Below are 19,141 nucleotides of genomic sequence, written 5' to 3' on the forward strand. Positions count from 1 at the left end.
AGTAATTGATAAATATAATTTTAAGAAGATTTGATTCTAATATTATAGAAAACAAAAGAAGAACTAATGACAGCATGGTTTTTCTCTTTTATGAAAATGTATTTATATAATATTATTTGCTAAATTGATATATTTATGCTAATTTTATATACATGAAAATAGATTTATGTCCGAATTGTAGTTCTGATAGGTATATTAAAAGTGGAATTATCAAAAATAGACAACGCTATAAGTGTAAAGAATGCTCTTATTTTTTTACAGTGAATAAGCTTGGGAAAAAAATTGATGATTATTACGTTAATAAGGCATTGCAATTGTATTTAGAGGGGTTGACGTATAGAGAAATAGAACGTATTCTTGGAGTATCTCATGTTAGTATTTTAAACTGGGTTAAGAAGTATAATATTAAGAGGCCATATAATGGTAATTACCATCCAACTTATAAAATATTGAATGCTGATGAATTGTCAAATTATTTTAAAGATTCTAATAATTTGGTAGGAGCAGGTTTAATTATAACAGAACTAGGAGATAAGTTTATGATGATAAAATGGGAGCGTTTTAAAAATTAAGTATATTTATTTACCAATATAGTATACTATTTTTTTTTGTAGTAGCATTTAGTCGGAATTTAGTGGAGCACACAAAACTATTTTTAACTAATCTTAAACTACAAAACAAATGACAAAAACCACTAAAACACTACTCTTAGGAATTTTTTTTATTTCTATGCAAGCTGTGTTTGCTCAAGGTTCTCCAGATTATAAAGGAGGACTAAAAGTAAAATTTGATGAAGATGGTAAAAAGTATCTTCGTATAATTTCTTGGGCACAAGTACAAGCAGGCTACAATAATGATGCAGCTGCAACTTCTAGTAAAACTAGTTTTAATTTAAGAAGAGCAAGAGTATTAATGTTCTCTCAAATTAATAAAAAATTCTTATTATTAACTCATTTCGGGCTTAACAGTCTTAATTCAAGTACACTTTCACCAACAGGGACAGGAACAGGATCTCAACTTTTTCTACATGCTGCTTGGGCTCAATATAATTTAGATGAAAATCATTCTATTGGAGGAGGATTACATTACTTTAATGGAATTTCTAGATTAAACAACCAAAGTACTTTAAACATGATGACGTTAGATAATAATCGTCAATCTTGGGCAACTATTGGTTTAACAGATCAATTTGCAAGACATGTTGGTATTTTTATGAAAGGTAAATTTGGTAAACTTCAATACAGAATTGCTATCAATGATGCAATTACAAACGGATTAGATGCTAGAGTTCCTGTTGCAGACGGAGAAATTGCTTACGCGGGTAAAAATTTATTAGGCTCTAAAGATGCAGGTAAAGCTTATGCAGGTTACTTTGATTATCATTTTTTAGATCAAGAATCTAACTTTTTACCATATAAAGTAGGAACTTATCTTGGAGGAAAAAAAGTATTTAATGTTGGAGCAGGATTTTTCTTACATCCAAATGGATCTGCTTTAATGGAAAACGGAAACTTGGTTGGTGAAGATGTTTCAATTTTTGCAGTTGATGCTTTTTATGATGCTCCAATAGGAGATGATGGAAGTGCAATTACTGCTTATGCTACATATCAATCTAACGATTATGGTGCAAACTATATGTACAGTGCTTACGGAACTGGAAGTATGGTGTATTCTCATGTTGGTTATGTTTTTTCTGGTGACAATACAAAAACTAGATATCAACCTTATATTTCTTATGCAAGTAATAGTTATGATGCTACTTCTAATAATAGAAATATTTTAGGTTTAGGTGTAAATGCTTTTATGAGTGGTCATAATTCTAAACTTACTTTAGAGTATAAAAATCAAGATTATGGCACTTCTACAAGTACAGTAACATTACAAGCAATGATCTATCTATAAAAACAAAAAATTATGTCGAACAATAAAGAACAAATGAAAAAATATTGGAAACAAAACCTTAAGTATTTGGCAATACTGTTATCTATTTGGTTTTTAGTTTCCTATGTGTTTGGTATTCTATTAGTAGAGCAACTAAATACAATAAAATTAGGTGGATTTAAACTAGGTTTTTGGTTTGCTCAACAAGGATCTCTCTATGTTTTTGTAGTACTCATATTTGTTTATATGAAGCTAATGAACAAACTAGACAAAAAATACGGAGTAGACGAATAAACTAACTAACAAAATACAATTAAAATATTATGGGAATATTAACATGGACGTGGATTTTAGTCGGAATTTCATTTGCATTATACATTGGTATTGCAATTTGGGCTAGAGCAGGATCGTCAAAAGAATTTTATGTAGCTGGTGGAGGTGTGCCTCCAATTATTAATGGTATGGCTACAGCTGCAGATTGGATGTCTGCTGCATCATTTATTTCATTAGCAGGAATTGTGTCTTTTGGAGGATATGATGGCTCTGTATATTTAATGGGATGGACAGGAGGATATGTGCTTTTAGCTTTGTTATTAGCTCCGTATTTAAGAAAATTTGGAAAATTTACAGTACCAGATTTTATCGGAGATAGATATTATTCAAATGTAGCACGTATAGTTGCGGTTATTGCTGCCTTAATTGTTTCTTTTACTTATGTAGCAGGACAAATGAGAGGTGTTGGTATTGTATTTTCTAGATATCTAGAGGTAGATATTAATACAGGAGTTTATATTGGTATGGCAATCGTTTTATTTTATGCTGTTTTAGGTGGTATGAAAGGGATTACATACACACAGGTAGCACAATATTGTGTATTGATATTTGCATTTATGGTGCCAGCAATATTTATTTCAATTCAAATGACAGGAAACCCTATTCCGCAATTAGGTTTTGGGGCAGCAGGTGAAGATGGTGTTTATTTACTTGATAAATTGGATGGTTTGCATAGAGAATTAGGTTTTGCAGAATATACTTCTGGCGGTAAATCTATGATAGATGTATTTGCAATAACATTAGCCTTAATGGCAGGAACTGCTGGTTTGCCTCACGTAATTGTAAGGTTCTTTACGGTGCCTAATGTAAGAGATGCACGTAAATCTGCAGGTTGGGCATTATTATTTATTGCAATTTTATATACAACAGTTCCTGCTGTGGCAGTATTTGCAAGAGTAAATTTAATTGAAACTGTTAGCGAAAAGAAATATGAAGAAATGCCAGAATGGTTTGGTAATTGGGAAAAAACAGGACTTTTGAATTTTGAAGACAAAAATAAAGATGGAGTAATTCAATATTTAGCAGATGCTGATAAAAATGAATTAAAAATTGATAGAGATATTATGGTATTAGCAAATCCAGAAATTGCAAAACTACCTAATTGGGTAATTGCACTTGTTGGTGCTGGAGGTTTAGCCGCAGCTTTATCTACAGCTGCAGGATTATTATTGGTTATTGCATCCTCTGTTTCTCATGATTTATTAAAGAAAATATTTATACCTAAAATTAGCGAAAAAGGCGAGCTTTTAGCAGCGCGTTTAAGTGCAGCAGTAGCTGTTTGTGTTGCAGGTTATTTTGGAATAAATCCACCAGGGTTTGTTGCAGCAGTTGTTGCCCTTGCATTTGGTTTGGCAGCTGCATCCTTCTTTCCAGCAATTGTACTTGGAATTTTTGATAAAAGAATGAATAAAGAAGGAGCAATTGCAGGTATGGTTGTAGGTTTAGGGTTGATGTTCTTCTACATGGCTAAATATAAATTAGGATGGTTAGGAGAAAAACCGACAGCAAGTGAATGGTGGTTTGGAATTTCACCAGAAGGATTTGGAACGGTTGCAATGTTTGTAAACTTTGTAATTTCTGTGGTAATTTCTAGGTTAACACCTGCGCCACCAGAAAATGTTCAAGATTTAGTAGAAAATATTAGAATCCCTTCAGGTGCAGGAGAAGCTTCTGATCATTAAAAAAGAATAAAAGAAAAAGTTAATTGGTTATTAGATAAAAATGGCGTCATTATAAAATGGCGCTGTTTTTTTTATTATTTTTAGGGTTATAATGAAAAAAAGACATGAACAAAAATTAGTAATACTATCTTTAGTGTTAATGTTATTATTTAGCATTCCGTTGATTTTTATTTTTAATGTAAATGGTGTAGTTTTTGGAATTCCAACATTGTATTTTTCAATATTTTTAATTTGGCTTATTTCAATTATAATTTCTTACACTGTTTTAAAAAGGCATTATGAGTAATTATTTATTGGTTTTTATCATAATTTCTTACTTAGGAATTCTATTCTTTATTGCTTATTTAGCAGAAAAGAAATCAAAAAGTAGATGGGTAAATAATCCTTATGTTTATACACTGTCTTTAGCAGTTTATTGTTCTGCATGGACTTATTATGGTAGTGTTGGTATTGCAGCAAATTCAGGAATTAGTTTTTTACCAATTTATTTAGGTCCAGTAATTGCATCACCTTTATGGATTGTTGTTTTAAGAAAAATTATTAAAATTTCTAAACAACAAAAAATATCTTCAATTGCAGATTTTATATCACTTAGATATGGTAATAATAGGTTTTTAGGAGCTTTAGTTACTGTAATTTGTGTTTTAGGAATTGTACCTTACATAGCTTTACAATTGAAAGCAGTTTCTGAAACTTTTTCAATTATGTCTGATGAGAACAGTTATGTTTCTACTTCAATTTTAGATGATTCTACATTTTATATTGCTGTTCTTTTGGCAATATTTGCTACTTTTTTTGGAACTCAGAAAACAGATGCATCAGAAAAACATATAGGTATTGTTACATCAGTAGCATTTGAATCAGTTTTAAAATTAGTTTTTTTCTTAATAATTGGTGTTTTTGTAACTTATTTTCTGTTTGATGGAACGCAAGATATTTACAATAAAATATCAATTACAGAAGGGTTTAGTGAATTAACTACTTTAAGTGGTTTTGAAAGTGGACTTAATTGGATGTTTATGATAATGCTATCTTTTATTGCAATATTCTTATTGCCAAGGCAGTTTCAGGTTTCTGTTATAGAAAATAATAGAGAAAAGCATTTGAAAAAAGCAATTTGGTTATTTCCATTGTATCTTTTATTGTTTAATTTATTTGTGATTTATATTGCTTGGGCAGGAAAAATTACATTTGGAAATTCTGTAAATGCAGAATATTATACGTTATTACTTCCTTTGCAAAATGGTAATGTTTTTTTAGCACTATTAGTTTTTTTAGGAGGATTTTCTGCAGTAATTTCTATGGTAGTAGTTTCTACACTTGCACTTTCTACAATGATTAGTAATAACTTAATTATTCCTTATGGATTTTTATCAAAGTTTATAAAAAATCACCCAGAAAAGAATGCGAAGTATATTCTTAAAATTAGAAGAATTTCAATTTTTCTAATTATCATTTTTGCATATCTTTTTTACATCAATTTTTCAATTGAATTGTCTCTATACTCAATTGGTTTAATATCATTTGTAATTATTGCACAATTAGCTCCTTCATTTTTTATTGGTTTGTATTGGAACAGAGGTTCATCAAAAGCAGCAATAACAGGTATAATTATTGGTTTCTTAATTACAGGTTATACTTTAATTTTACCATTTACAATTGAAGCTTTTACGGGCTCTTCAACTTTTACAGAAAACGGAATCTTCAACCTAGAGTTTACAAGACCTCATGCATTGTTTGGTATCGATTTTTTAAGTCCTCCAGCACATGCTTTTTTCTGGAGTTTAATTTTTAATTCTCTTTTTTATTTAGCGTTTTCTTTGCTTTTTAAGGGTAATTACAGGGAACGTAATTATGCAGAAATGTATGTAGATAGTAAGAATTACACAACATTACAAGATGGTGCTTTGGTTTGGAAAGGTGAAGCTTATGTAGCTGATATTAAAAATATTTTAGATAAGTTTCTTGGTGAAAAAAGATCGCAAAGAGCGTTAAGTATTTTCTTTACCAAATATAAATTACCACAAGACACACAATTAGCAGATGCTAGATTAATTAATTTTTCTGAAAAACTTTTAACAGGAAGTATAGGAAGTGCATCTGCAAAAATTTTGATTGATAATGTGGTTAAAGAAGAAGAAATAAGTTTGGTTGAGGTGTTAAAGATTTTAGAAGAATCTAAAGAAGCAAATGCTAGTAATAAATTATTAAAAGAAAAATCTGATGAATTATCAACTTTAACAAGTCAATTAAAAGAAGCAAATAAAAACCTAATAGATAAAGATCATCAAAAAGATGAGTTTTTAGATACAGTTGCACACGAGTTAAAGACTCCTATTACAGGTATACGTGCAGCTACAGAGTTAATTTTAGATGATGAAGAAATGGATGCTGAAATAAAGACTCAATTTTTAAAGAATATTTTACAAGATTCAGATAGATTGTCGAGATTAATTCATAATATTTTAGATTTCGAAAAATTATCAACAGGTAGAGATCACTTAGATTTAAGTAAGAATTCTATCAAATTAACTATAGATAAAGCAATAAACGGTGTTAGCCAAATAGCGAATAAGAAAGCTATTAAGTTAGTAGTTTCTGTTAATGAAAGTATTGAATTTAGCTATGATGAAGACCGTGTTTTACAGGTGTTAACTAATTTGCTATCTAATGCAATTAAATTTTGTCCATCAGAAAATGGAGTTTTAAGTGTTGATTATGAGAAGATAGATGGTCATGTTTTTGTCTTTATTGAAGACAATGGAATTGGTATTCCAAAAGAAGACCAGAGCTTTATTTTCGATAAGTTTTATCAATCTATAAATCAGAATACAATTAAACCTCAAGGAAGTGGTTTGGGCTTAGCAATAAGTAAACAAATTGTAGAAATGCATCAAGGTGAAATTTGGATAGAAAAAACAAATAAAAAGGGCACAATTTTTGGTTTTAAACTACCTTTTAACTAAATTGTACACTTAAAGTATGAAGAGAAAAATTTTAATTGTTGATGATGAGCCAAACATTGTAATGACCTTAGAATATACCTTTAAAAAAAAAGGTTTAGAGGTGTTAATTGCAAGAGATGGAAGTGAAGCTTTACAAATTTTAGAACATCAAAAACCAGATGTTATTTTGTTAGATGTTATGATGCCTAATGTAGATGGATATCAAACATTAAAACACATAAAAAGTAATGAAGGCTTAAAGCATATTAAAGTTGCTTTTTTAACAGCAAAAAATAAAACAAAAGATATAGAAAAAGGGTTGGCATTAGGTGCAGATAAATACTTAATAAAACCATTTTCTATTAAAAAAATAGTTTCAGAAATATTTGAACTAATTGATTAAATAGTTTTGTGTGCAAACAAACCTTGTTTAATTAAAGTTTTAAAAAATGAAATTTCAAATAAACCCTTTAATTTCAGATATTTTTATAAGTATCTATATTGTTAGTACCCTATATTTTCGATTAAAAATCCAGAATGATTTACCTATTGGTCCTGCATTTTCTTTATTGATAGGACTTCTTTTTGTGCTTTTTCTTTGGGCATTAATAAAAGTAAAAGTTTTAAACCCTAATTGGTTTGGTTTGTTTAATGTTAAAAAAACATAGCCATGGAAAGCAATATTATATCAAATATATTTAGAAATATTGTTGATGTTTATCAATACCATATTCCATAGAAAATATGAGAATTATAAGAAAAGTATACATCAAAAGAATAATCAAAAAAACATAAAGTTATGAGTAATTATCATATAAAACATATAGAAGAGTATTATAAAGTTTATAGAAAATCAGTAAGAGAACCAGAAAATTTTTGGGAAGAAATTGCAGAAGAACATTTTTTATGGAGAAAAAAATGGGATAAAGTTTTAGAATGGGATTTTTCGAAACCAGAAGTAAAATGGTTTCAAGGCGCTCAACTGAATATTACAGAGAATTGTATAGATAGACATTTAACAACAAAAGGAGATAAAACCGCCATTTTATTTGAGCCTAATGATCCAAAAGATCCTGCAGAACATATTACTTATAATCAATTGCATGAAAGAGTAAATCAGTTTGCAAATGTTTTAAAAGAAAACGGAGTTAAAAAAGGAGATAGAGTTTGTATTTATGTTCCTATGATTCCAGAATTGGCAATTTCAACATTGGCTTGTGCAAGAATTGGAGCTATTCATTCTGTAGTTTTTGCAGGATTTTCATCAACTGCATTAGCAACAAGAATTAATGATTCAGATTGTAAAATGGTGATTACTTCAGATGGTTCTTACCGTGGAAAAAAGACGATAGATTTAAAAGGAATTGTAGATGAAGCTTTAGAATCTTGTCCTGGTGTAGAAACTGTTTTAGTTGCAAAAAGAATCAATTCAGATATTGCAATGAAAGATGGTCGTGATAAATGGTTACAACCGTTATTAGATAAAGCTTCTAAAGAATGTGTTGCAGAAATTATGGATGCAGAAGATCCTTTATTTATTTTATATACTTCTGGTTCTACAGGTAAGCCAAAAGGAATGGTGCATACAACTGCGGGGTATATGGTTTATACAGCATATACTTTTAAAAATGCTTTTCAATATAGAGAAAATGATGTGTATTGGTGTACTGCAGATATCGGTTGGATTACTGGACATTCTTATATTGTTTATGGTCCGTTAGCAAATGGAGCAACCACAGTTATGTTTGAAGGTGTACCAAGTTATCCAGATTTTGGACGCTTTTGGGAAATTGTAGAAAAGCATAAAGTAAATCAATTTTACACAGCACCAACAGCAATTAGAGCTTTAGCAAAACACGGAACAGAATTGGTTGATAAATACGATTTAACGTCATTAAAAGTTTTAGGTTCTGTAGGAGAACCAATTAATGAAGAAGCTTGGCATTGGTATAATGACAATGTTGGTAAAAAGAAAAGTCCGATTATTGATACTTGGTGGCAAACAGAAACAGGAGGAATGATGATTACACCAATTCCTTATGTTACAGCAACAAAACCAACGTATGCAACTTTACCATTTATAGGAATTCAACCAGCATTAATAGATGAAAACGGTCAAGAAGTAAAAGCAAATCAAGTTGATGGAAGATTGTGTATAAAATTCCCTTGGCCAAGTATGGCAAGAACTATTTGGGGAAATCATGAGCGTTATAAAGAAACCTATTTTTCTGCTTACGATAATATGTATTTTACTGGTGATGGAGCTTTAAGAGATGAAGTTGGTTATTATAGAATTACAGGTAGAGTAGATGATGTAATTATTGTTTCTGGGCATAATTTAGGAACTGCACCAATTGAAGATGCCATTAACGAACATCCTGCAGTTGCAGAATCTGCAATTGTTGGTTTTCCACATGATATTAAAGGAAGTGCATTATATGGTTATGTAATTTTAAAAGATACAGGAGAAGGAAGAAATCATGATAATTTAAGAAAAGAAATCAACCAAATTATTACAGAGCATATTGGTCCGATTGCAAAATTAGATAAAATTCATTTCTCTGATGGATTACCAAAAACACGCTCTGGAAAAATTATGAGACGTATTTTACGTAAAATTGCTTGTAATGAAATGGATAATTTAGGTGATACAAGTACACTTTTAAATCCAGAAGTTGTACAAAGTATTATTGATAACAGATTGTAATTTATTTAAAATATATATGAATCTAAAAGCGTCTTTTTTAAAGGCGCTTTTTTTTATAATAATCCTCTTCTATTGTTGTTTTGTATAAGTTGATTTAAAGTTAAATCAGAATTTTGTTTTCTTAGAATATTTAATAATTTTAAAAGTAATATTCCAGTAATGTATGCATCTCCAGAAGCTGTATGTCTATCATGTTGAGGTATTTTAAATCTTTCTAATAAATAATCTAAACTAAAGTGATTTTTACTTGTATCTAATTTTGTTTTTTTAAATAAATAACCTGTATCTATTACTTTGTTTTTTAGTTTTGGTAAGTTTAATCTTTTTAAAGATTGATTAATCATTGCAACATCAAAATTTGCATGATGTGCTACTAAAACAGCATTTTTAATATGTGCTAAAAATTGAATGATTGCTTCTTTTTCTTCTATTTTACTTGATGATTTCTCTTTTAATAAACCATGGATTTTAACTGTTTCAGGATTAAATAATTCTTGATTCAAATAACATTCAAAACTGTCTTCAACTTTTATAATATTGCCAATTACTGCAATGGTTCCAATTGATAAAATTCTGTCTTTTTTTGTATCTAAACCTGTCGTTTCAGTATCAAAAACTACAAAGCGAATTTGGTTTAAATCTGTGTTTTGTTTTTCTTTGAAACATTCAATATATAATTTCCAAAAAGGAGGATGTTTTTTCTTTTTAAACCAATTCATATTATAAAAAATGAGAAAGTTTAAATCTAGTTTGTATCAAATCTTGTACTTCTTTTACAGCTTTAAAACAACTTTTTAATTCTAGACGATTGGCCTTGTTTAAAGTATTTAAATCAATAAATCTTCCAGAATCTTTATGCATAATTCCTTGTTCAGTTCTATAACGCAATAAATTCTTAAAAGCCTTAATACATGCAATATAAATATCACCATTTTGTGGTTCTAATTCTGCAAGTTTTTCATAACGAGTTATTGTGTTTTTAGGAATGTCGATACCTTTTGATAGAATTAATAAACGAGCAGCATCAACCAAAGGCATCATTGCTCTTGCTTTAATATCAAATTGATCTTTATGCTCTCCATCTCTTTCTACTAAAAATTGTCTAAAGAAACTTAATGGGGGAGGGTTTTTTAAAGCATTTATACCTAAGAAATTTAAAAATATTTCATGAGCATCAATTGCTTTAAAAATACTTTTAGATAACTTTTTTACTAGTTTTTTATCACCATAAACAAATTCAAAATCAAAGAAAATTGTACATAACATTAAATTATCTTGATCTGGTGTTTTAATCCAAGATTTGAATTGCTTTTTCCATTCACTTATAGATAAACACCATTTAGGATTGCTAGCCATCATGTCTGCAGGACATAATTCAAAACCAACAATTTCTAAACCTTTATTTATTTTTTCTGATAAGTTTAAAAAATACTGTTGCGTATTTTTATAATCTTCTTTAGAAACATTCTCAAAAACCAAAGCATTATCCTGGTCTGTCAATAATAATTGCTCTTCTCTACCTTGACTACCAATTGCTAGCCAACTAAAAGAAGTTGGTGGTAAAGTTGGCATTTCCTTTAAGGATAATTCAATAATATGGTTGGTAATACTATCATTAATACTTGATAGTATTTTAGTAATAAATATAATTGGTATTTGTTGATTTAAATAGCGTTTTAATATTTTTTCAGCACGTTGTCTAATGTTTTGTAATTCTATAAATGAAGTTGTTCGTTTTATTTCTTTTACTAAAATGGATGCATTGTTGTCACGAATTACAATAATATCATGTTCTGATAATAGACCCGTTAACTCAGTATTTGGAGTTCCGTCTTTTGTAATGCATAAATGTGTTATTTTATGCTTCATCATTGCAATTTGAGCTTCTGCAACTGTTATATTTTCTGGATATGTTATTACTGGAAAAGACATTATTGCAGAAACCGGTTTTTCGATAGAAATTAAACCAGTTGCAATTTTTGTACGTAAATCTTTGTCAGTAATTATTCCAATAGGCTTTTTGTGTTCAGTAATAATAATTGAACCTACTCGTTTATTTGTCATTATTAAAGCAGCTGCTTTAATGCTGGTTTCTTCAGAGCAATGAATAGGGTTTTTAGAATAATCTGCAGATTGTTCTTCAAAAAAATCGAGTATTTTTTCATTTTCTTTTTCAACTTTTGATGTGTCAGATTCAATATATCTTGTGTTAGAAACAAAACTGGATAATAAATAATTACTTGCTTCTGAGTTTGTAGTAATATATTCTTCAAATAATTCTGATGAAATGCTATACACAATGCTTTCTTCAATTGCTGTTGCAGATAATTTATAATTATCTTTTCTCATTAAAGCACGTAATCCAAAAATGTCACCTTCATCGCATTTATCAACTAAAGAATTTGTTTTTTCTTCAAACAAACCAATCGCGCCATCTTTTACAACATAAAATTCATTTTTAATGGAGTTTCCTGTGATAAATAAATCGTTATCTTTTTCTAAATAATGCACATGTATTGATTTGCAAATAGACAATAATTGTTCTTTAGACAACATACTAAAAGGAGGGAAGTTCTTTAGAAAATCATAAATACGTTCTGCTATGGTGTTCATGTTTACTAAATTATGAAAAAAGTAGTACACTATTATGAGTTAAAGTAATAATTGTGCTAAATAGATATAGTTAAATATTCTAAAAATAATATATTTCTTAGTTAAGAGCTTTCAGAAATGTATATTTGAAGTTATTATGTCATGTTGTTTTAGTTGGCATATAAATTGACAAGAAGTAGAAACGTATATTCTTAATTAAATTTACAAATGCAGCATCTTAAAGAATCATCAAAAGATAAAAAGAAACCAAAAGTTTCAATTGGTAAAGCTTTTAAAACTATTATTTGGCCAAGGAGAAACTTGGTGTTTATTGGGTTGATTTTAATTGTTATAAGAAGCTTATCAGGTTTAATATTGCCATGGCAAAGTAAAGTGTTATTAGATGATGTGGTTCCTAATAAAGATTTCGATAAATTATATTCATTAATAGGAATTGTAATTGTAGCTATTGTTTTACAAGCAATTACTTCTTTTTTATTGACTAGAATTTTAAGTGTACAGGCACAATATTTAATATCAGAATTAAGAGCACAAGTACAAAAAAAAGTATTGTCTTTACCAATTAGTTTCTTTGATAATACAAAATCAGGCGCTTTAGTTTCTAGAATTATGAGTGATGTTGAAGGTGTGAGAAACTTAATTGGAACAGGATTGGTTCAATTAGTTGGAGGAACAATTACAGCAGTAATATCTTTAATTATTTTGATCAATTTAAATCCCTGGATGACATTATTTGTCTTTCTACCAATTTCTATTTTTGGGATTGTAGCTTTAAAAGCATTTAAATTTATTCGTCCAATTTTTAGAACAAGAGGTAAAATAAATGCAGAAGTAAAAGGTAGATTAACAGAAACTTTAGCAGGAGTTAGAGTAATAAAAGCATTTAATGCAGAAGAGCAAGAAAACCAAGTTTTTGAAAAAGGAGTAGAGAAACTTTTTCAAAATGTAAAAAAGAGTCTAACTGCTACTGCAATTATGACTAGTTCATCAACATTTTTAATTGGAGTTGCAACCACAGGAATTATGGGAATTGGTGGTTATTATATGATGCAAGGAGAAATGACAACTGGAGAATTTTTATTTTTTACGTTGATTCTTGGTTTTATGATTGCACCAATTGTACAAATGAGTAATATAGGAAGTCAATTAACAGAAGCATTAGCAGGTTTAGATAGAACAGAAGAATTGATGAATATGCCTGCAGAAGAAGATAATGAGGATAGAAATATAGTTTTAGAAGAAGTAAAAGGAGAAATTATTTTTGATGATGTTTCTTTTGCCTATGAAGAAGGAAAAGAAGTGTTGAATAATATTAATTTTAAAGTTCTTTCTGGTTCTGTAACTGCTTTGGTAGGAAGTTCTGGTTCCGGAAAATCTACAATTGCAGGTTTGTCAGCAACGTTTTTAAACCCTAAATCTGGTAAAATTACGATTGATAATCAAGACATGTCAAAAGTAAAATTATCAAGTTATCGTAAACATTTAGGAGTCGTATTACAAGATGAATTTTTGTTTGAAGGAACTATTAGAGAAAACATATTATTTCCAAGACCAAATGCATCAGAAGCAGAATTACAAAATGCCGTAAAAGCTGCATATGTAAATGAATTTACAGATCGTTTTGATGATGGTTTAGATACTTTAATTGGTGAAAGAGGAGTGAAGTTATCTGGAGGTCAAAGACAAAGATTAGCAATTGCAAGAGCCATTTTAGCAAATCCAAAAATCATTATTTTAGATGAAGCCACTTCTAGTTTAGATACAGAAAGTGAGTCTTTAATTCAGAAAAGTTTATCAGAATTAGTAAAAGATAGAACTACAATTGTAATAGCTCACAGGTTAAGTACTATTAAGCAAGCAGATCAAATTTTAGTGGTTGAAGCTGGTAGTATTGCAGAAAGAGGAACTCATGATGAATTGATTGCTAAACAAGGAAGATATTATGATTTGTATACGTATCAATCAAAAATTTAATTTGTTTGTCATTTCGACCTTGTGTAGAAATCTCGAAAGTTTAAAGATTTTCGAATTCATTACATTTCTCACAAAATGACAATAATAAAATTTTAATTTTTCTATTTTTGAAAGTATTTTAAAATAAAACGACTTAAAAACTGTTATCTAAACTATAAACTAACTTATGAAAAAAGTATTATTGCTATTAATTGTTATTGTAGCTGTATCATGTAAAAATGAAGCTAAAAAAGATGTTAAAAAAGAGATAATTGTAGAATCTACAAAAGAAAATTTTCCAGACGAATTAGGAAAAGTTTTTGAAAAACATGGAGGAATAAAAGCATGGAGAAATGCTCAGGTTTTATCTTTTAATAAAGGAGAAGAAGTACATACTTCTGATTTACACTCACGAAAAATTGTAATTAATACTCCAAAATATTCTCTAGGGTTTGATGGAAAAGAAATTTGGTTAGATGAAGATGAAAAAGGAACTTATAAGGGAAATCCTGCTTTTTATTACAATCTGTATTTCTATTTTTATGCAATGCCTTTTGTGTTAGCAGATGATGGTATTACATATGAAAAAGTAGCTGATTTAAGTTTTGAAGGAACCAATTATTCTGGATATAAAATTTCTTATGCTTCAGACAAAGGAACTTCACCAGATGATAATTATATTATTTATTACAACCCAAAAACATATCAAATGGAATGGTTAGGATACACTGTTACATTTAGGTCTAAAAAAACTAGTGATAAATATAAAATGATAAGATATAATAAATGGGAAAATGTTAATGGAATAATGCTTCCAAAAGAGATTACTTGGTATAAAAAAGATGAAAATAAAAAACTAAGTCCAACTTCTAAAATTGTGGAATTTACATTGCCATTAATAAGTCAAGGTAAATTAGCAGATTCATTTTTTATGAAACCCAAAAAGTAAAAAAATCTTATGATAAATGTTCAATAATTTTATCATAAACAGAAACATAATATTCATGAAACCTCGAGAGCAAAACGTTTTCGAGGTTTTTTGTGTTTTTTAATATTGATAAATCAAATAACTTAATATCGTCTACTTCTTCTTTTTGAATTGTTAATTCTGATAAAGGAGTTTTTAATTCTGCAATAAAAACATGATGATGTTCATTGTCTTGAATTCCGTTTTTATGAGAAACTTGATGAATTCGAGTGCCAATTTTAATAAGTTCTTCTTCCTCTAATTGTAAACCAATTTCTTCAAAAACTTCTCTTTTTGCAGATGATAAAACTGTTTCTCCAGCTCCAATGTGTCCTGCAACAGAAATGTCCCATAAACCCGGAAAAACTTTTTTTGATAAAGCTCTTTTTTGAAGTAAAATTTTTTCATCCGAAGTAAACAACCAAATATGAACAGTTGCATGAAACCATCCATTTTTATGAGCTTCAGATTTTAAAGCCGTTTTTCCAGTTGGTTTTCCTTCAGGAGTTAAAATATCAATTAGTTCGTCCATTTTATAAACAAGATAAAATACAGTTTGTTAATTTAGTGAAACCTTCTTTTGTATTGTATAAATGACAAGAAAGACGAATGTAATTTCCTCTAAAAGAAATAAAAATACTTTCTTGATTTAGTTTCAATTTTAGTTTTTCAATATCTAATTTCTCAGGTAATTCAACTCCAAATAAATGATGTGTTCTAAAATTATCGTCTTCAATAAAACATCCATTCTGTTTTAAGGTTTTAACTGCGTCAGAAGTAATTTCTTTACAATATTCTTGTATTGCATTTGGAGTCCAAATTAAAACTTGCTTTAAAGCTTCAATTTGCATTTTTATGTAAATAAAACTTGCGTGTTCACCAGTAGAATACCTGTTAGCTAAAGGTTTGTATTTAGATTCGTATGAAGTTAAATTGCTCATGTTTTCGCTATTTAAACGATTAGACCAATTTTCTTCTAATGGGGTTCCATTGTCAAAATATTCACCAAAATAACCATAACCACAACCATAAGGTCCAAATAACCATTTATAACCTGCACAAATTAATGCATCTGGTTGTATTTCTTTCACCGAAAAAGGAAATGCTCCAACAGATTGACTTCCATCAATAATTAATAAAGCATTTTCTTGTTTTGCTTTTTTACTGACTGCTTTTAAATCGAATAAAGTTCCATTTGCCCAATGAATATTTCCTATAGTTACAACTGCAGTTTTATCAGAAATAGAATTTAATATTGCTTCATTCCATTTTTTACCTCTATTCAGTTTCTCTAAGGGCATTGAGACAATTGTAATTTTTGCATCAAATTTTTTGGCTAGTTTTTCCCACACATAATAATTACTAGGAAACTGTTCATCAACTAAAAGAATTTCATCTCCTTTTTTTAAGGTGATATTATTAGCTGCTGTTGCCAATCCATATGAAGCAGAAGGAATATTTGCAATTCTATTATAATTGTCTACATTAATCAATTCCGCAAATAGTTTTTTCACTTCTTTTACAGGTTCAAAATAACTGTCACCTGTAATTTTATAGGGATGACTTTTTTCTAAAACACCATCAATTCCTGCTTGTTCAACCGCTTTAAAAGAAGGTGATTGACTCGCTATATTTAAATACGTTATTTCTTCAGGAATACTGAAAAGGTGTTTTTGGTTGGTGATTTTCATTTCAGATGGTGTTAACGTTTGTTAGTCTGATTGGTTTTTATTGAAATAAAATGTAAATAAAAAATGTATCGAGAACTAATTAGTATAAAAGTTCTCGATACAAATTTATTCATTCTTCATAAATTCACTCGAATTGATAAAAGATTTTTTATTTATTTAAAGTAAGAAAAAGTTTCTCCGTCTTTAATATTTAATAAAGTTTCATAAATCATTTTAATTACATTTTCTACATCTTCTCTATGCACCATTTCTACAGTAGTATGCATATATCTTAGTGGAAGAGAAATTAATGCAGAAGCAACTCCACCATTGCTATAAGCAAAAGCATCAGTATCTGTACCTGTTGCTCTAGAAAGTGCAGAACGTTGAAAAGGGATTTTCTTCGCCTCAGCTGTTTCCGTAATTAAATCTCTTAATTTTTGTTGTACAGCAGGTGCATAAGCAACAACTGGACCTTTCCCCATTTCTAAATGACCTTCTTTTTTCTTTTCAATCATTGGTGTAGTTGTATCATGAGTAACATCTGTAACAATAGCAACGTTTGGTTTTATGGTTTGTGTAATCATTTCTGCTCCACGTAAACCTATTTCTTCTTGTACAGAATTCGTAACGTACAATCCAAAAGGTAATTCTTTTTTATTTTCTTTTAGCAAACGTGCAACTTCAGCAATCATAAAACCACCCATTCTATTATCTAAAGCTCTACAAACAAACTTATCACCATTTAAAACATGAAACTCATCTGGATACGTAATTACACAACCAACATGAACTCCTAATTTTTCTACTTCTTCTTTTGTTGCACAACCTGTATCAATAAAGATGTTTTCTGGTTTTGGAGCTTCCTCATTTGCTTTATTTCTTGTATGAATTGCTGGCCAACCAAAAACTCCTTTTACAATTCCTTTTTTAGTATGAATATTTACAATTTTACTAGGTGCAATTTGATGATCTGATCCACCATTTCTAATTACATAAATTAAACCATTATCAGAAATATAATTTACATACCAAGAAATTTCATCAGCATGACCTTCAATTACAACTTTGTATTTTGCATCAGGATTTATAACGCCAACTGCAGAACCATAAGTGTCAGTAATAAAAGTGTCTACATAAGGTTTTAGATAATCCATCCAAATTTTTTGACCTTCCCATTCATAACCTGTTGGAGCTGCATTATTTAAATATTTTTCTAAAAATGTAAGCGATTTTTTATTTAATATTGATTTTTTTGCCATTATTTATATATTTATAAAAATTGATTTTTCTTTAATGTATGTAAAAATAAAGCGATTTTTTATGATTGCATTAAAAAAATCACAAAAAATTGTAACAAAAGTGCTTACTTTTACACTAATCATAAATTCTCGTTTTCACGAGAATGACAATTTTAATGGGTTTCTCTTAAAAAGTTAAGAGAAATCATTTTTTCGAGTAAAAATCACTAAAACCAAGAAAATGAAGTTAGTAATTGAAAATTTAACTAAGACTTATAAAAACGGAGTAAAAGCTATTGACAATTTAAGTATCGAAATTGGTACAGGAATGTTTGGTTTATTAGGTCCAAATGGAGCAGGGAAATCATCTTTAATGAGAACAATTGCAACATTACAAAGTCCTGATTCTGGTTCAATTAAATTTGGTGATATTAATGTGTTAGAAGACAATATGTCTTTAAGAAAAGTGTTGGGGTATTTACCACAATCTTTTGGTGTGTATCCAAAAATGTCTGCAGAAGATTTATTGGATTATTTTGCAACTTTAAAAGGAATTACTAACAAATCAGAAAGAAAAGCAATTGTAAAAGAGGTTTTAGAAATCACCAATTTATATGATGTAAGACGTAAATATGTAGCTGGTTATTCTGGAGGAATGAAACAACGTTTTGGTATTGCGCAATTACTTTTAAACAATCCAAAATTAATTATTGTTGATGAACCAACAGCTGGTTTAGATCCTGCAGAAAGACATCGTTTTTTAAATGTTTTACGTGAAGTTGGTACCAATACAACTGTTATTTTTTCTACTCATATTGTAGAAGACGTTAAGGAATTGTGTAATGAAATGGCAATTTTAAATGGAGGAAGAATTTTAAAACATACAACTCCACAAGAAGCTACTAAAGAAATTGGCAATACAATTTGGACAAAAATTATTACAAGAGAAGAATTAGAAGAAAATGAAAGAGATTTCAATATTTTATCTTCAAACTATAATCAAGATAATACATTAAATATTAGAGTGCATGCTATAGAAAAACCTGCGGATGATTTTGTGGCTGCAACTCCGCAATTAGATGATGTTTATTTTATTGCTTTAAAACAAGATGAACCAGTTTTAAGTTAATAAAAGTTTATTCTAAAAAT

At 28.9% G+C, this 19,141-nt stretch carries 16 protein-coding genes; 11 read left to right on the forward strand and 5 right to left on the reverse strand.

The window, feature by feature from the left end:
- Nucleotides 1-152 precede the first annotated feature (152 nt).
- From PHEL85_RS00415 to acs, 8 genes are all read left to right on the forward strand, one after another.
- Nucleotides 153-572 carry a terminase gpP N-terminus-related DNA-binding protein gene (locus PHEL85_RS00415; protein WP_036819629.1) on the forward strand — a complete coding sequence of 140 codons (420 nt, stop codon included), beginning with the start codon at nucleotides 153-155 and terminating at the stop codon, nucleotides 570-572.
- A 109-nt stretch (nucleotides 573-681) separates the two neighbouring features.
- Nucleotides 682-1,902, forward strand: coding sequence for a hypothetical protein (locus PHEL85_RS00420; protein ID WP_036819632.1), 1,221 nt, complete (start codon nucleotides 682-684; stop codon nucleotides 1,900-1,902).
- A gap of 12 nt (nucleotides 1,903-1,914) precedes the next feature.
- Nucleotides 1,915-2,175, forward strand: a complete 261-nt coding sequence (locus tag PHEL85_RS00425) for a DUF4212 domain-containing protein (RefSeq protein WP_036819635.1) — start codon at nucleotides 1,915-1,917, stop codon at nucleotides 2,173-2,175.
- A gap of 29 nt (nucleotides 2,176-2,204) precedes the next feature.
- Nucleotides 2,205-3,896 (forward strand): sodium:solute symporter family protein, encoded by a 1,692-nt coding sequence (locus PHEL85_RS00430; protein WP_036819638.1) that lies wholly within the window; start codon nucleotides 2,205-2,207, stop codon nucleotides 3,894-3,896.
- 278 nt (nucleotides 3,897-4,174) lie between these two features.
- A complete protein-coding gene (locus tag PHEL85_RS00440; RefSeq protein ID WP_036819643.1) occupies nucleotides 4,175-6,862 on the forward strand; it encodes an ATP-binding protein in 2,688 nt (895 codons plus the stop codon).
- 16 nt (nucleotides 6,863-6,878) lie between these two features.
- Nucleotides 6,879-7,244 carry a response regulator gene (locus tag PHEL85_RS00445; protein ID WP_036819646.1) on the forward strand — a complete coding sequence of 122 codons (366 nt, stop codon included), beginning with the start codon at nucleotides 6,879-6,881 and terminating at the stop codon, nucleotides 7,242-7,244.
- Between the two features lie 46 nt (nucleotides 7,245-7,290).
- Nucleotides 7,291-7,509, forward strand: coding sequence for a hypothetical protein (locus PHEL85_RS00450; protein ID WP_036819649.1), 219 nt, complete (start codon nucleotides 7,291-7,293; stop codon nucleotides 7,507-7,509).
- A 131-nt stretch (nucleotides 7,510-7,640) separates the two neighbouring features.
- A complete protein-coding gene (gene acs, locus PHEL85_RS00455) occupies nucleotides 7,641-9,548 on the forward strand; it encodes an acetate--CoA ligase (RefSeq protein WP_036819651.1) in 1,908 nt (635 codons plus the stop codon).
- A gap of 53 nt (nucleotides 9,549-9,601) precedes the next feature.
- On the opposite strand, the gene PHEL85_RS00460 is transcribed toward acs, so the two are convergent.
- Both PHEL85_RS00460 and PHEL85_RS00465 read right to left on the reverse strand, forming a co-directional pair.
- Nucleotides 9,602-10,267: a PolC-type DNA polymerase III gene (locus PHEL85_RS00460; RefSeq protein ID WP_036819653.1), complete on the reverse strand. Its 666-nt coding sequence runs from the start codon at nucleotides 10,265-10,267 to the stop codon at nucleotides 9,602-9,604.
- A gap of 1 nt (nucleotide 10,268) precedes the next feature.
- The gene (locus PHEL85_RS00465; protein WP_036819656.1) at nucleotides 10,269-12,161 is read right to left on the reverse strand and encodes a DUF294 nucleotidyltransferase-like domain-containing protein; all 1,893 of its coding nucleotides are present in this window, start codon (nucleotides 12,159-12,161) and stop codon (nucleotides 10,269-10,271) included.
- Nucleotides 12,162-12,368: 207 nt separating this feature from the next.
- On the opposite strand from PHEL85_RS00465, the gene PHEL85_RS00470 reads away from it, so the two are divergent.
- Together PHEL85_RS00470 and PHEL85_RS00475 are read left to right on the forward strand one after the other, a co-directional pair.
- The gene (locus PHEL85_RS00470) at nucleotides 12,369-14,135 is read left to right on the forward strand and encodes an ABC transporter ATP-binding protein (protein WP_036819660.1); all 1,767 of its coding nucleotides are present in this window, start codon (nucleotides 12,369-12,371) and stop codon (nucleotides 14,133-14,135) included.
- 166 nt (nucleotides 14,136-14,301) lie between these two features.
- A complete protein-coding gene (locus PHEL85_RS00475) occupies nucleotides 14,302-15,063 on the forward strand; it encodes a DUF6503 family protein (protein ID WP_036819663.1) in 762 nt (253 codons plus the stop codon).
- 7 nt (nucleotides 15,064-15,070) lie between these two features.
- Here the strand turns inward: PHEL85_RS00475 and PHEL85_RS00480 are convergent, their stop codons facing one another.
- The 3 genes from PHEL85_RS00480 to PHEL85_RS00490 form a co-directional block, all read right to left on the reverse strand.
- Nucleotides 15,071-15,613, reverse strand: a complete 543-nt coding sequence (locus PHEL85_RS00480) for an NUDIX hydrolase (protein WP_036819666.1) — start codon at nucleotides 15,611-15,613, stop codon at nucleotides 15,071-15,073.
- Between the two features lies 1 nt (nucleotide 15,614).
- Nucleotides 15,615-16,772 (reverse strand): aminotransferase class V-fold PLP-dependent enzyme, encoded by a 1,158-nt coding sequence (locus PHEL85_RS00485; protein ID WP_036819669.1) that lies wholly within the window; start codon nucleotides 16,770-16,772, stop codon nucleotides 15,615-15,617.
- A 152-nt stretch (nucleotides 16,773-16,924) separates the two neighbouring features.
- Nucleotides 16,925-18,013, reverse strand: coding sequence for a M42 family metallopeptidase (locus PHEL85_RS00490; RefSeq protein ID WP_036819672.1), 1,089 nt, complete (start codon nucleotides 18,011-18,013; stop codon nucleotides 16,925-16,927).
- Between the two features lie 220 nt (nucleotides 18,014-18,233).
- Between PHEL85_RS00490 and PHEL85_RS00495 the strand changes: the two genes are divergently transcribed.
- On the forward strand, nucleotides 18,234-19,121 hold the full coding sequence (locus PHEL85_RS00495; RefSeq protein WP_036819674.1) for an ABC transporter ATP-binding protein: 888 nt from the start codon (nucleotides 18,234-18,236) through the stop codon (nucleotides 19,119-19,121).
- Nucleotides 19,122-19,141 lie beyond the last annotated feature (20 nt).

The organism is Polaribacter sp. Hel1_85 (assembly GCF_000766795.1).
Taxonomy (GTDB): Bacteria; Bacteroidota; Bacteroidia; order Flavobacteriales; family Flavobacteriaceae; genus Polaribacter.

Excerpts from the sequence above, each read along its gene's own strand:
- PHEL85_RS00470 (WP_036819660.1), top strand. The coding sequence starts at position 12,369 with ATGCAGCATCTTAAAGAATCATCAAAAGATAAAAAGAAACCAAAAGTT.
- PHEL85_RS00425 (WP_036819635.1), top strand. The coding sequence starts at position 1,915 with ATGTCGAACAATAAAGAACAAATGAAAAAATATTGGAAACAAAACCTT.
- PHEL85_RS00460 (WP_036819653.1), bottom strand. The coding sequence starts at position 10,267 with ATGAATTGGTTTAAAAAGAAAAAACATCCTCCTTTTTGGAAATTATAT.
- PHEL85_RS00490 (WP_036819672.1), bottom strand. The coding sequence starts at position 18,013 with ATGGCAAAAAAATCAATATTAAATAAAAAATCGCTTACATTTTTAGAA.
- acs (WP_036819651.1), top strand. The coding sequence starts at position 7,641 with ATGAGTAATTATCATATAAAACATATAGAAGAGTATTATAAAGTTTAT.
- PHEL85_RS00440 (WP_036819643.1), top strand. The coding sequence starts at position 4,175 with ATGAGTAATTATTTATTGGTTTTTATCATAATTTCTTACTTAGGAATT.
- PHEL85_RS00415 (WP_036819629.1), top strand. The coding sequence starts at position 153 with ATGAAAATAGATTTATGTCCGAATTGTAGTTCTGATAGGTATATTAAA.
- PHEL85_RS00485 (WP_036819669.1), bottom strand. The coding sequence starts at position 16,772 with ATGAAAATCACCAACCAAAAACACCTTTTCAGTATTCCTGAAGAAATA.
- PHEL85_RS00430 (WP_036819638.1), top strand. The coding sequence starts at position 2,205 with ATGGGAATATTAACATGGACGTGGATTTTAGTCGGAATTTCATTTGCA.
- PHEL85_RS00445 (WP_036819646.1), top strand. The coding sequence starts at position 6,879 with ATGAAGAGAAAAATTTTAATTGTTGATGATGAGCCAAACATTGTAATG.
- PHEL85_RS00450 (WP_036819649.1), top strand. The coding sequence starts at position 7,291 with ATGAAATTTCAAATAAACCCTTTAATTTCAGATATTTTTATAAGTATC.
- PHEL85_RS00495 (WP_036819674.1), top strand. The coding sequence starts at position 18,234 with ATGAAGTTAGTAATTGAAAATTTAACTAAGACTTATAAAAACGGAGTA.
- PHEL85_RS00475 (WP_036819663.1), top strand. The coding sequence starts at position 14,302 with ATGAAAAAAGTATTATTGCTATTAATTGTTATTGTAGCTGTATCATGT.
- PHEL85_RS00480 (WP_036819666.1), bottom strand. The coding sequence starts at position 15,613 with ATGGACGAACTAATTGATATTTTAACTCCTGAAGGAAAACCAACTGGA.
- PHEL85_RS00420 (WP_036819632.1), top strand. The coding sequence starts at position 682 with ATGACAAAAACCACTAAAACACTACTCTTAGGAATTTTTTTTATTTCT.
- PHEL85_RS00465 (WP_036819656.1), bottom strand. The coding sequence starts at position 12,161 with ATGAACACCATAGCAGAACGTATTTATGATTTTCTAAAGAACTTCCCT.